Source organism: Cellulomonas sp. SG140 (genome assembly GCF_025770785.1).
In the GTDB taxonomy this organism is placed as follows: Bacteria; Actinomycetota; Actinomycetes; order Actinomycetales; family Cellulomonadaceae; genus Cellulomonas.
In genome coordinates this window covers 168522-180746 of the sequence record NZ_JANZLA010000003.1, presented here as the reverse complement: position 1 = coordinate 180746, position 12225 = coordinate 168522, and the positions used below count along the sequence as shown (strand labels likewise).

The window sequence follows — 12225 nt, the reverse complement described above, 5'->3', positions numbered from 1 at the left end:
GACCAGGACGCGCCGGCGGGACCGCTGGCCGCTCGAACCGGCGGGCTCAGACCGGCGTCAGGACGACGATCGGCTTGCTGGTGGGCTTGAGGGAGCCGCCGGTCGGCTCGACCGTCACCGCGAGGGAGTCCCCGGCCGCGTAGCGGTGCGTGAGGACGACGTAGTCGTCCGGGGTCGCGCGCACGATGCGGGCGCCGGCCGCCATCACCGCGTCGGGGACCGGGATGCCGTCGCGGACGACCCACAGCTGGTAGACCTTGCCGGGCCCCGGCTCCTGGAGCCCGGACGCCGTGAACAGGGCCCGGTCCCGGGACAGCACACCGACGACCGTGCCACCCCCGGGGACGTCCGCTCGGCGGACCTGGGCGAGCGGGTCGGCGAGCAGGTCGACGACCTCCTGCTGCTGCGCCTGGACGCGGTGGACCTCCTGGGTCTGACGCCAGGCGAGCACGCTGGGCACGGCCGCCGCGACGAGGGCGGCGGCAGCGACCGCCACCCAGAACGTGCGCCGCGGGCGCCGCCGCACGGTGCTCCGCTCCCCCGCGACGGGGGCCGGCGCGGGCACCTGCCCTTCCTGCGAGATCCGGTCGAGCACGGAACGACGCAGCTGCGACGGCGGTGCTGCGGACGTTGCCGTGCCGAGCATGGCCGCGGTCGCGCGCAGCGTCTCCAGCTCGTGCGCCGCATCCGGGTCGGTGGCGACGAGGTCCTCGACCCGGCGGCGGTCGAGGTCGTCGACCGCGTCGAGCGCGTAGGCGGCGAGCAGGTCGCGCGGGTCGCTCGTGCCGTCGGTCGGGTCCGGGGTCGTCATCGCTCCACTCCCAAGCAGTCGCGCAGGCGCATCAGCCCGTCGCGGATCCGGGTCTTGACCGTGGCCACCGGGGTGGCGAGCTGCTCGGCGACCTCGCGGTAGGTGCGCCCGCCGTAGTACGCCAGCACCACGGCCTCGTGCTGGGTGGGCGTCAGCCCGCCCAGGCACTGCCGCACCCGCGCACGGTCCATGGTGCCCTCGACCTCCTCCGCCACCACGTCGAACGGTCGCTCGAGGTGGGTGTCCACCACCCGCTGGTCGCGGACCCGCTCCGCCTGGACGGAACGGACCCTGTCCACGGCCCGACGGTGCGCCAGCGTCAGGGCCCACGTCCGGGCCGCACCGAGTCGGCGATCGAACCGTGGGGCCGTGCGCCACAGCTCGAGCATCACCTCCTGCGTCACCTCCGCGGCGTGGTCGCGGTCCCGCAGCACCGCCAGGCAGGTGCCGAACACGCCGGACGACAGTGCGTCGTACACCTGGGCGAACGCCTGCTGGTCGCCGCCGGCGGCGCGTTCGAGCAGCTCGTCGACCGAGGCCGTGGGTGCGACGTCCGCCTCGTCGGGCACACCTGGCGACGCGGTGGACATGAGGGTCAGTGTCGGGCACCTCTGCCCGGCGGGCGCGCCGAGGTGCCGGGCGGCTCGTTCGCTCACGGGTCCAGGTGGCCGAAGGCGATGACGTTGTCCACGTAGTGCCCCGTCGTGCGGTCGTAGGCACCACCGCACGTGATGAGCCGGATCTCGGCCCGCGACGTTGCGCTCCCGTAGACGAGCTGCGTGGGGAACTGCGCCTTCGGGTACCGGGCCACCTGGTCGATCGTGAAGGTGGCGACGGTGCCGTCCTGGCGGGTGACGTGGACCAGGGCGCCGGGGGTGAGCTCGCCGAGCCGGTAGAACACCGCCGGCCCGCTCTTGCCGTCCACATGGGCCGCGATGACGGCCGCGCCCAGCTGGCCCGGCGTCGGGCCCCCGGTGTAGTAGCCGGCGGTCGCGTAGTCGGTCGGTGGTGGCAGCACCCCGTCCGCGCCGACGCTCAGGGGCACGAGGTTCGTCGTGTGCACGCCGATGCTGGGGATGTCCAGCGTGACGGGCAGCGACGCCGGCAGGATCGGGCCGAGATCGGGCTCGGGGACGGGCGCGGCGGTCGTCGAGGGCGACGGCCGTGCCGGGGGGTCCGTCGCCGCGTCGGTCGGGACGGGTACCGACGTGGCAGCCACCCGGCTCAGCGGCGGCGCCGGAGGTCCGGCATGACCGTGCAGGCCCACGACCAGGGTCAGGACCCCGGCGAGGGTCAGCCCCACGGCCGCCGCGGCGATCGGGCCGCGGCGGCCGTGGAAGGCAGGGACCGAGGACATCACGCCTGCGTGCGTGCCCGACGCACGACGTACGCGCCGGTGCCCAGCCCCGCGAGAAGCAGCGCACCGCCGGCGAGCAGCAGACCCTGCTCCGGCCGTGCGGCCGCACCGCCGCCACCCGTCGCCATGGCGCCGACCGGGGCGGCCTTCAGCACGCCGCACAGCGCGGGGTCCGTCGCCTCGGCCGGCAGCTTCGGGTCGAGGTCCGACATCGCGGTGCCGTCGTACTTGCCGTCGCCGTTGTAGTCGACGCCGTGGATGACGACGACCGCCTGACCGGCCAGGATGGCGTTGGCGACCTCGGGTGCCACGGTGATGTCGCCGCGCTGGTAGGAGAGGTTGCCGCCGGGTGCCGTGTCGAACCGGTCCACCGCGAGGGCGCTCGACGGGCTCGTGTCACCGGTCTTGGTCAACGACACCACGACCGGGCCGTAGGCCGGGCCGCCCTCGGTGGTGGTGAGGTGCCCGTCCTTGTTCGTGTCGTCCGCCGCGGCGGGGCACTCGTGCCGGGCGTCGGCGCCGAAGTGGATGTGGGCGGCGTGCGGCTGGTCCGCGAGCAGACCCTTCGCGGCGAGCGTGACGCTCACCACGTCCCCCTTCACCGTGACCATGGCGGTCCCGCTGCCGTTGACGCCGTTGAGGGCGACGGGCGCGAGGTTGGCGTTGCCGCTCCCGTCGGCGGCCATCGCCGAGGTGACGCCGAGGGGCAGCAGGGCGGCCGCCCCGATCGCCGCGGAGGCCAGCTTGAGGCTCGTGCGCATGATGACTCCCTGTCAGGGCGGAACGCTCCGCCCACACGTTCGGGTACTGCGGACAGGGGTGGTTCGGCGCCCTCCGGCCGGTGGATTGGTCCGGGAGCGAAGAAGTTCTGCGCGAGTCGGGCCGACGGTGATCCGGGCAACTGGGACCGGCCCCCGTGGGTCGGCCGTTGCGCCGCAGGAGTGAACTTCGCTGAGCCGCGTGACCGTGCGCGGGCCCGGCACCGATATCACCGGTGAGAGGCGCTGCGACGGCGCAGCCCCGCGGCTTCGGAGGGCACCATGAGCAGCACCTTGACGGGCGCGTTGCTGACGAAGGTCGCGGGCCTGAGCGTGGCCGGCAAGGCCGCGGTCGGCGTGGGGATCACCGCGGTGGCGGTCGGCACCGCGGTGGCGGCGCCCGCGGTGGCGCAGCAGTTCACCGGCGCAGCGGCCCTGCCGGTGCCGTCGGTGAGCGCGTCTGCGTCGGCCACGCACGCGCCGAACGCACACGCCAACCCACACGCCAACCCACACGCCACCGCCCACCCGGGCCCGAGCGACCTCCCCTCCGCCGCAGCCTTCGGGCAGAGCGTCGCCGCGGACGCCCGCGACGGCGGCGTCGTCGGCCCGCAGATCGCCCAGCAGGCCCACGCCAAGCCCGGGCCGACGCACTCCGCGCGACCGTAGGTCGAGCTGGCCTGGTCGCCCGCGGGTGCCCGGGGCGCGCGGACCCGACGGGCTCGGCACACTGGCGCGGTGAGCGCTGCGGAGCAAGCCGGGTGACGACCACCGGTGCGGTTGCCGTCGAGCTCTACGGCCTGCCCCTGGAGCAGTTCACGGCCGCCCGCGACGCGCGCGCCAAAGAGCTGCGCCGCGACGGTGACCGCACGGTGGCGGCAGAGGTCGCCCGCCTGCCGAGGCCGAGCGTTGCGGCCTGGGCCGTCGACCTGCTCGTCCGGCACGAGCGGGACCTCGTGGAGCAGCTGGTCGAGCTGGGGGCCGCGCTGCGCGAGGCGCAGGAGACCCTGGCGGGTGAGCAGCTCCGCGAGCTCGACCAGGAGCGCAGGCGGCTGCTGAGGGCGATCGGTCAGCGGGCGCGGGCCCTGGCCGAGGATCAGGGCCTGCACCTGAGCGAGTCGGTGCTCGGCCAGGTGCAGGCCACCGTGCACGCCGCCATGGCGGACCCCGGGGCCGCGGCCGCAGTCAGGTCCGGTGTGCTGACCAGGTCGCTGGAGACGTCGGGCTTCGGTCCGGTCGACCTCGATGGGGCCGTGGCCGTGGTGGACGCAGCACCGCTGCCCCACACGCGTCGAGCAGCCCCTGACATCGGCGCCGGGGACGCCGAGCAGCACGAGGAGGAGCCTCGCCGGCACCGTGAGGAACGGCGCGATGCGGAGCTCTCCAAGGCGCGCGCCGACCTGGCTGAGGCCGAACGGGTGGACCGCCGCGCCGCCGAGCAGGCCGCGACGGCGCGTCGTGCCGCGGAGGAGCTGGACGAACGGCGCGCGGCGCTCGCAGAGCGAGCTGAGGTGCTGCGGCACGAGCTGCAGGCCGTGCAGGACGAGAACGACGAGCTGACCATGCGGCTGACGTCTGCCCGAGGGGCGCTGCGCGAGGCCACGACCGCCTCGAGATCAGCCGGACGGACGGCTGAGCGCGCCCGGGACCGGGTCGAGCGGCTCGAGCGAGAGGGCGCTCACGGTCGACCGTCGTGAGGCGCACCGGTCGTCAACCCAACCGAGCGTCAACCGCGCCGACGAGCGAGCACGTCAACCGTGATCGCCGTGGCTACCCCAGGATGTGGCGCATGGACCTGCTCGCCCTCGCTCACCGGATCGTCGCCGAACGGTTCCCGCATGCTCGGGCGGCCGTGCTGGCCGGGAGCGTCGGTGCGGGTCGGGCCACCGCCACCAGCGACTTGGACATCGTGGTCCTGGCCGGCCCCGAGGACCGCGTGCGGGAGGCGATCCGGGTGGACGGTGTGCCGGTCGAGCTCTTCGTCCACACGGACGAGTCCGTCGCGTACTGGTTCGAGCGCGAGCGCGAGCAGGGCGGGTGCACGCTGGCCCACATGCTCGCCACCGGCCTGCCGCTGGCGGGGGCCGAGGTGGCGCAGCTGCAGGAGCGGGCGCGCAGGCACCTGGCCGCCGGGCCGCCGGTGTGGAGCGCGGACCTGCTGGAGTACCGCCGGTTCGCGCTGACGGATGCGCTCGACGACCTCGCGGGCGCCACCGACGCCGGTGAGCGCGATGTCGTCGCCGGTCAGGTGCTGGTGATGGCCACGGAGCTCGTGCTCGGTTCCCGGGGAGCCTGGCTCGGCACGGGCAAGTGGCTGCTGCGCAGGCTGCGCGAGAACGATCCCGAGCTCGCCGACCAGCTGCTCGCCGGTCACCGTGCCGCCGTGGCGAGCGGAGACGTGAGCGAGCTGGTCCGCGTGTGCGACACGGTGCTCGACGGCGTCGGCGGCCGGCTGACCGAGGGTTTCGCGCGTCGCGGCAGCTGAGCGAGGCGACGAGTCGCGTGCACGTGCGCGCGATCGGCACCTGCAGCCCGCCCGCCGTCCCGGGCTCGTCGGAGTCCGTTCCGAGGGGAAGTCGACTGATCGATCCTGCCGATACCGGACCGATTCCCCGTTCAGGCGTGCGCAACCCCGACACTCGCGCCCCGGCGCGCCTCGCGTCATCCCACTCCGGGCACTTCTGTCCCCGTCTCGTCTTTCGAGTCTGATCGGTATTGACCGAAGTGATGCGCTGCTGTTCACTGACTGGCGTCCGCAGGCACCGCAGCCGGTGCCGTCGTCATCGCAGACGGGGGTCCGGTCATGGCGTTCCTGCGAACCAAGGCGGTGCTGTGCGCCCTCGCGCTGGGCGTGGCGGCCGTCGCCGTGTCCCCCGGCGCCCAAGCCGCTGGTGACCGGCCGGCCGCCGCGCAGACCGGCGCTCCCGCGGGTGCCGCCTCCGGCGCCGGGACGCACTTCCTGGACGACGCGTCCTACCTCGCCGGCTTCAACGACCAGCCCTGGTACGAGGCGAACATCCCCTTCGTCGACCTGCCCGACTCGACGATCCAGTCCGTCTACTACTACCGCTGGCGCACCTTCAAGGAGCACCTGCGGTACACGAACCCGACCGACGGGTGGATCTCGACGGAGTTCCTCGACTGCTGCGGGTACGCGGCGCCCTACCAGGCGATCGACGCCGCCGCCGGGCACCAGATCACCGAGGGCCGCTGGCTGCGCGACACGAGCTACGACCAGGACTACGTGCGGTTCTGGCTGACCGGTCCGGGTGCCGGGCCGAAGCCCGCGACCGACGCCGTCAACGCGGACACGACGGACTGGGCGCACGAGTACAGCTTCTGGCTGGCCTCCGCCGCCTACGGGCAGGCGCAGGTCAGCGGGGACTTCCGGCCGCTGGTCGCGATGCTGCCCGAGCTGGTGCGCCAGTACCGCGGCTGGGACAAGCAGCTCGACCCGACGTTGGGGCTGTACTGGTCGGTCCCGGTGTGGGACGCGATGGAGTTCTCGGCGTCGTCGTACCGCTCGAGCGACCCGTACCACGGCGGCGCGGGCTACCGGCCGACGATCAACGCGTACCAGTACGGCGACGCGGTCGCGATCAGCAAGATCGCCGAGCTCGCGGGTGACACCGCCCTCGCCGCCGAGTACGCGTCCCGAGCCGGCGACCTGAAGGCCGCGATGCAGCGGTGGCTCTGGGACCCGTCGCGCGGCTTCTACTACGCGATGGCGCGTGACGGCAACCCCGGACACCAGCTGCTCGACACCCGGGAGGAGATCGGGTTCGTGCCGTGGCAGTTCGACGCGGCGGACTCGAGCGACTCCGGCGCCTGGGCGCAGCTGCTCGACCCCCACGGGTTCGCCAGCGCGTTCGGGCCGACGACGGCGGAGCGCCGCAGCCCGCTGTTCATGTACCAGGCGGGCGGCTGCTGCCGGTGGGACGGACCGAGCTGGCCGTTCGCCACCTCGCAGACGCTGACCGGCCTGGCGAACCTGCTGGACGACTACCCGGCGCAGAGCACCGTCACCAGCGCCGACTACGCCGCTGCGCTGCACACCTACGCCGCGACGCAGATGCGCAACGGCGTCCCGTACGTGGCCGAGGCCCACGACCCGGACCAGCCGAGCTGGATCTACGACGGGTACGACCACAGCGAGGACTACAACCACTCCACCTACGACGACCTGGTGCTGTCGGGGCTGCTCGGTCTGCGTCCCAGCACCAGCAGCCACCTCGACATCCGACCGCTGGTGCCGTCCGACTGGGACCACTACCTCGTCGAGAACGTGCCGTACCACGGTCACCAGGTCACCGTGCTCTGGGATCGCGACGGCAGCCACTACCACCAGGGCGCCGGACTGCGGGTCTACGTCGACGGGGCCTTGGTGACGACGTCGCCGACCCTGGCACCGCTGAGCGTCGAGGTCGGCGCCGTCACCCTCGGCGCACGACCCACCGACGCGGCGCCGCGCCTGGTCGACGACGCGACCAACCCGCTGCGCACGGGCTACCCGATGCCGATCACCTCCTACACCTGGCGCTTCGACGACCCGTGGAACGCGATCGACGGCAAGGTGTGGTTCAACGAGGTCCCGGAGAACACGCGCTGGACCAACTACTCCTCCCCCAACGCCCACGACTGGTACGGGGTCGACTTCGGGGTGCCGACACCCGTCAGCGACGTGCGCTGGTACGGCTACGACGACGGCGGCGGGGTCCGGCCGGCCGCGGCGTACCAGCTGCAGTACTGGACGGGGACGTCCTGGGCCGATGTGCCGGGTCAGACGCGTGAGCAGGCCGCACCGGTGGGCAACGGGCTCAACCGGATCACGTTCCCGTCCCTGACGACCAGCCGGATCCGCCTGCTGTTCACCGACCCCAGCGGCGCCTACGTGGGTGTCACCGAGCTCCAGGCGTGGAGCGCCTCCAGCACGGCGCTGGGCGTCACCGTCGGTTCGGGCGCCCCGGTGCCGGTCGACGGGCCGACCACCGTGCCGGTCACGCTGCACAACACCTCCGCGCAGGCCGTCCGCCAGGTCGCGGTCACCCTGGCGGTGCCGGCCGGATGGACCGTGACCCGTCCGGACCCGGTCCCCGCGATCGGGGGCGGCGCGACCGCGACGGTGCACGTCGTGCTCACGCCTCCGGCCGACGACCGGGGCGGAACCCTCGCCGCCGTGGTCGCCACCGCGGACTACCTCGGCCCGGCGCACGTCGCGTCGAGCACGCACGCCCGGCAGAGCGTCCGCACGGCCTTCCCCGCCGGTCAGACCGACCCGGTCGGGTCGTGGCCGCTCGACGAGGGCTTCGGTGTGGTCGCCCACGACACCGCCGGCGGGCACGACGCGACGCTCGTCGGCGCACCGGCGTGGGTGAGCGGGGTGTCCGGGTCCGCGGTCCAGCTGGACGGCAGCAGCCAGTACGGGCAGACGAGCGGTCCGGTGCTCGACACGGTCGGGAACTTCAGCGCCGCCGCCTGGGTGCGGCTGGACTCGACCGGCCACTTCGCCACCGCGGTGAGCCAGGACGGGACCACGACCAGCGGGTTCTTCCTGCAGTACTCGGCCGCGGACCAGCGGCTCGCGTTCTCCACCGGGGAGGGCCGTGCGCTCTCGGACGCCGCGCCGGTGGTCGGTCGGTGGTACCACCTGGTCGGCGTGCACGACGCGAACGCCGGCACCTACACCCTCTACGTCGACGGTCAGGCGCAGGCGACGGTCAACCACCAGGCGCAGGGCGATCCCTCCAGCGGTCCGCTGGCGATCGGCCGGGCCTTCGCCGGAGGTGGGAAGACCGACTTCTGGCCCGGCGCCGTCGACGCCGTGCACGTGTGGGACCGGGCGCTGACGCCCGCAGACGTCGCGGCCCTCTATGCCTCCCGCACCTAGCAACGCTGTCCGCAGTCGTCCTGGACGAAGCCTCGAACAAGGGAGCTCAACGGTGACATCCCCCCTCGCAGCACGCAGAGCTCGGCGCCGGCGACGGCTGCTGCCCGCGGCGGTCGCCGTGGCGGCCGTCGCTGCGGTCACCCTCACGGCGACCGGCCCGGCCGAGGCCGAGACGGCGGCCGCGCCCACCGCCACCTCCGGGGCGGTCACCTCCGGTGACGCCCGGTTCGAGGTGCTCTCCCCCACGCTGATCCGCACGGAGTACTCGGGCACCGGCCGGTTCGAGGACTCGGCCACGTTCAACGTGATCGGCCGCGACGGCTTCGGGCGGACGCCCTTCACCACCGACACCAGCGACGGCTGGCTGACCATCCGGACGGCCGCGGCCACCCTGCGCTACAAGGTCGGCTCCGGGCCGTTCGGCAAGGACAACCTGCAGCTGTCCCTCGACGCCGGCCGGCAGAAGGTCGACGCCGCTCCGTGGGCCTCGGCCGTCCCGCCCACGTGCACGGTCGGCGTCCTGTGCGAGGCGGAGGACCTGTCGCTGGCCGGGGTGACGGTCGCCACCGACCACGCCGGCTACACCGGTCGCGGCTTCGTCGCCGAGATCGCCAGCACCGGCAGCTCCGTGACCTTCACCGTCGACCCGACCCAGGCGTCCACCTACGACCTGGCGCTGCGCTACGCGAACAGCTGGGGCGGCGACGGCCAGAACACCACGCGGACCATGAGCGTGGTGGTCGACGGCGGTGCCCCGACCCAGTTCTCGCTGCCACCGACCGGCAGCTGGGACACCTGGGCTCAGGCCCGCGTGCCGGTCGCGCTGAGCACCGGCCTGCACACCGTGCGGGTCCAGGAGGGCGCCGGCGACACGGGGCACGTGAACATCGACAGCCTGGCCGTCCTCGACCAGGGGGCGGCGTACCCGGCCCCGTCGAACCCGGCACCGCTCCCCTGCGCCTTCGGCGACGTCTGCCAGGCGGAGACGGGTGCGCTGTCGGGCGGCGCCAGGCTCGCCGCCGACCACAACCAGTACTCGGGCGCCGGCTTCGTCGCGGGCCTGGAGCAGGCGGGTGCGGCGGACGCCGTGACCGTCACCGGCGTGCCGGCGGCGGGGACGTACAGCCTGCAGCTGCGCTACTCGAACTGGGCTGCGGGCAGCCAGCCGGTGCAGCCGCGGCGGATGTCGGTCACCGTCGGCTCCGCGGATCCGGGCTCCGTGACGCTGCAGCCCACCAGCAGCTGGGACACGTGGCGCATCGTCGCCGTCCCCGTCACCCTGGCGGCCGGCCAGGACACCGTCACCCTCGGCTGCCCGGACGCGGCCAGCTGCAACGTGAACCTCGACACGGTCGCGGTCACGGCGACCGACGGCCCGCTGCTCGCGCCGCACGCCCCGCTCGGCGGGTACCGGCGCAGCCTGGACGGCCAGAACGGGTCGGCACCGACCGCGCCCGGCCTGATGTACCAGGACGGCTGGTCGCTGCTCGACGACACCGCCTCGGCCCTGCTCGACCCGTCGACCAAGGCCGTCACCCAGCGTCCGTCGCACGCCGGCAGCCCATACCAGGACGGCTACGTCTTCGCGTACGGCACGGACTACGCGCGGGGCCTCGCGGACCTCGGCAGGCTCACCGGTCCCTCGGTGCTGCTCCCCAGGTGGGCGTACGGCGTGTGGTACTCGGAGTACTACGACCGCACGGCGGCGGACTACGAGAACACGATCCTGCCGGCGTTCCGGGCCCACGGCGTGCCGCTCGACGTCCTGGTGGTCGACACCGACTTCAAGTCGCCGAACCGGTGGAACGGCTGGGAGATGGACCCGTCCAAGTTCCCCGACCCGACCGCCTTCTTCAGCTGGGCGCACGGCCAGGGGCTGCACACGAGCCTCAACGTGCACCCGAGCGTCCTCAGCTCCGACCCCCAGTTCCCCCAGGCGCAGGCCACCGCCGGCGGGACGCTCAAGCCCGGCGGCTGCTCCGGCGGCGGCGCGGACTGCTACGTGTTCGACTTCGGCAACCCGGCCCAGCTGACGGCGTACTTCGGCCTGCACCAGCCGATCTCGAAGGCGGGCAACGACCTGTGGTGGCTCGACTGGTGCTGCGACCAGTCCTACTCGAGCCTGCAGGGCGTGACCCCCGACTCGTGGATCAACCAGCAGTACGCCACCGACGCCGCGTCGCGGATCGGCCGCGGGTTCGCGTTCTCCCGGGCGTACGGCTCGCTCCAGGCCGGCGGGTACAGCAACGGCTCGGCCGTGCCGACCGGACCGTGGGCGGACAAGCGGACCACGCTGCACTTCACGGGCGACACCATCTCCACGTGGGACTCGCTGAAGTTCCAGATCGGGTACACGCCGGGTGAGTCGATGGCGACGGGGCTGACCAACATCAGCCACGACATCGGCGGCCACACGGGCGGCCTCCAGCTGCCCGGCACCGAGCCGGGCTCCACCCAGCTGCCGGGCGACCTGTACGCCCGCTGGGTGCAGCTGGGGACGTTCGAGCCGATCGACCGGCTGCACTCCAACCACAGCGACCGGCTGCCGTGGCAGTACGGCGCGGACGCCCAGGCGTCGGCCACCACGTTCCTCAACCTGCGCGAGGACCTGCTGCCGTACACCTACACGCTGGCGCAGCAGGCGAACGCCACGGGTGCCCCCGTCGTCCGGCCGCTCTACCTGCAGTACCCGGACCAGCAGGACGCCTACGCCAACTCGGACAGCGAGTACCTGTACGGGCCCGACGTGCTGGTGGCACCGGTCACCACTCCCGGCACCACCGCGACCACCAAGGTCTGGTTCCCGGCCGGCTCCTCGTGGACGGACTACTTCACCGGCACGACCTACCAGGGCGGCACGTCCGCCGACATCACGACGGGGCTCGACACGATGCCCGTCTTCCTGCGGTCCGGCGGCATCCTCACCACCCGCACCGCGAACGTGACGAACGACGTGCAGAACCCGCTCGACGCCGTCACGGTCACCGCCGCCGAGGGCGCTCCTGGCTCGTTCACCCTGTACGAGGACGACGGCACCACCACGGACCCGTCGCAGCACGCGACCACCCGCATCGACTACGTGCTGGACGGGAACACCCACCGGCTCACGGTCGAGCCCGCCGCCGGCTCCTACCCCGGCCAGGTCGCCCGACGGTCGTGGACCGTCAGGTTCACCGACGCCACGGCGCCCACGACGGTCAAGATCAACGGCCACACGGTCGGCCCCGACGCCTGGAGCTGGGACGCGGCCACGCGGACCCTGACGGTCCGGGCTCCCGCACAGGCGACGAGCAGCAAGCTGGCGGTCAGCTACAAGTAGCGCACCGGCCGACGGGCCCACGGGCGGAGCGATCCCCCGTGGGCCCGTCGTGCGCTTTCCGCAGCGCTCACCCGCCGGGTCGATCGGCATGGT

Annotated in this window: 9 protein-coding genes; 5 read left to right on the top strand and 4 right to left on the bottom strand. The window is 73.5% G+C overall.

Translation table 11 applies throughout. The features are described from left to right. Window positions 1-46: 46 nt before the first annotated feature. From N0B34_RS07260 to N0B34_RS07245, 4 genes are all read right to left on the bottom strand, one after another. Entirely contained in the window at window positions 47-811 is a 765-nt protein-coding gene (locus N0B34_RS07260) for an anti-sigma factor (RefSeq protein ID WP_263730672.1), read from the bottom strand. After that, window positions 808-1401: an ECF RNA polymerase sigma factor SigK gene (gene sigK / locus N0B34_RS07255; RefSeq protein ID WP_263730671.1), complete on the bottom strand. Its 594-nt coding sequence runs from the start codon at window positions 1399-1401 to the stop codon at window positions 808-810. Before sigK ends, N0B34_RS07260 begins: the two co-directional genes overlap by 4 nt. A gap of 62 nt (window positions 1402-1463) precedes the next feature. Continuing rightward, a complete protein-coding gene (locus N0B34_RS07250; protein ID WP_263730670.1) occupies window positions 1464-2168 on the bottom strand; it encodes a class F sortase in 705 nt (234 codons plus the stop codon). Further along, on the bottom strand, window positions 2168-2929 hold the full coding sequence (locus N0B34_RS07245) for a CHRD domain-containing protein (RefSeq protein WP_263730668.1): 762 nt from the start codon (window positions 2927-2929) through the stop codon (window positions 2168-2170). The genes N0B34_RS07250 and N0B34_RS07245 overlap by 1 nt, the downstream gene beginning before the upstream one ends. Window positions 2930-3208: 279 nt before the next feature. Between N0B34_RS07245 and N0B34_RS07240 the strand changes: the two genes are divergently transcribed. From N0B34_RS07240 to N0B34_RS07220, 5 genes are all read left to right on the top strand, one after another. Further along, window positions 3209-3595, top strand: a complete 387-nt coding sequence (locus N0B34_RS07240) for a hypothetical protein (protein WP_263730665.1) — start codon at window positions 3209-3211, stop codon at window positions 3593-3595. Window positions 3596-3687: 92 nt separating this feature from the next. Next, window positions 3688-4623 carry a hypothetical protein gene (locus tag N0B34_RS07235; RefSeq protein WP_263730664.1) on the top strand — a complete coding sequence of 312 codons (936 nt, stop codon included), beginning with the start codon at window positions 3688-3690 and terminating at the stop codon, window positions 4621-4623. Window positions 4624-4715: 92 nt separating this feature from the next. Then, a complete protein-coding gene (locus N0B34_RS07230; RefSeq protein ID WP_263730662.1) occupies window positions 4716-5411 on the top strand; it encodes a nucleotidyltransferase domain-containing protein in 696 nt (231 codons plus the stop codon). 318 nt (window positions 5412-5729) lie between these two features. Then, window positions 5730-8813 (top strand): MGH1-like glycoside hydrolase domain-containing protein, encoded by a 3084-nt coding sequence (locus N0B34_RS07225; protein ID WP_263730661.1) that lies wholly within the window; start codon window positions 5730-5732, stop codon window positions 8811-8813. A gap of 52 nt (window positions 8814-8865) precedes the next feature. After that, window positions 8866-12132, top strand: coding sequence for a TIM-barrel domain-containing protein (locus N0B34_RS07220; RefSeq protein WP_263730660.1), 3267 nt, complete (start codon window positions 8866-8868; stop codon window positions 12130-12132). The last annotated feature ends 93 nt before the right edge of the window (window positions 12133-12225 follow it).

Coding starts and splice junctions, on each gene's coding strand:
- N0B34_RS07245 (WP_263730668.1), bottom strand. CDS start 2,929: ATGCGCACGAGCCTCAAGCTGGCCTCCGCGGCGATCGGGGCGGCCGCC.
- N0B34_RS07240 (WP_263730665.1), top strand. CDS start 3,209: ATGAGCAGCACCTTGACGGGCGCGTTGCTGACGAAGGTCGCGGGCCTG.
- N0B34_RS07250 (WP_263730670.1), bottom strand. CDS start 2,168: ATGTCCTCGGTCCCTGCCTTCCACGGCCGCCGCGGCCCGATCGCCGCG.
- N0B34_RS07225 (WP_263730661.1), top strand. CDS start 5,730: ATGGCGTTCCTGCGAACCAAGGCGGTGCTGTGCGCCCTCGCGCTGGGC.
- N0B34_RS07260 (WP_263730672.1), bottom strand. CDS start 811: ATGACGACCCCGGACCCGACCGACGGCACGAGCGACCCGCGCGACCTG.
- sigK (WP_263730671.1), bottom strand. CDS start 1,401: ATGTCCACCGCGTCGCCAGGTGTGCCCGACGAGGCGGACGTCGCACCC.
- N0B34_RS07230 (WP_263730662.1), top strand. CDS start 4,716: ATGGACCTGCTCGCCCTCGCTCACCGGATCGTCGCCGAACGGTTCCCG.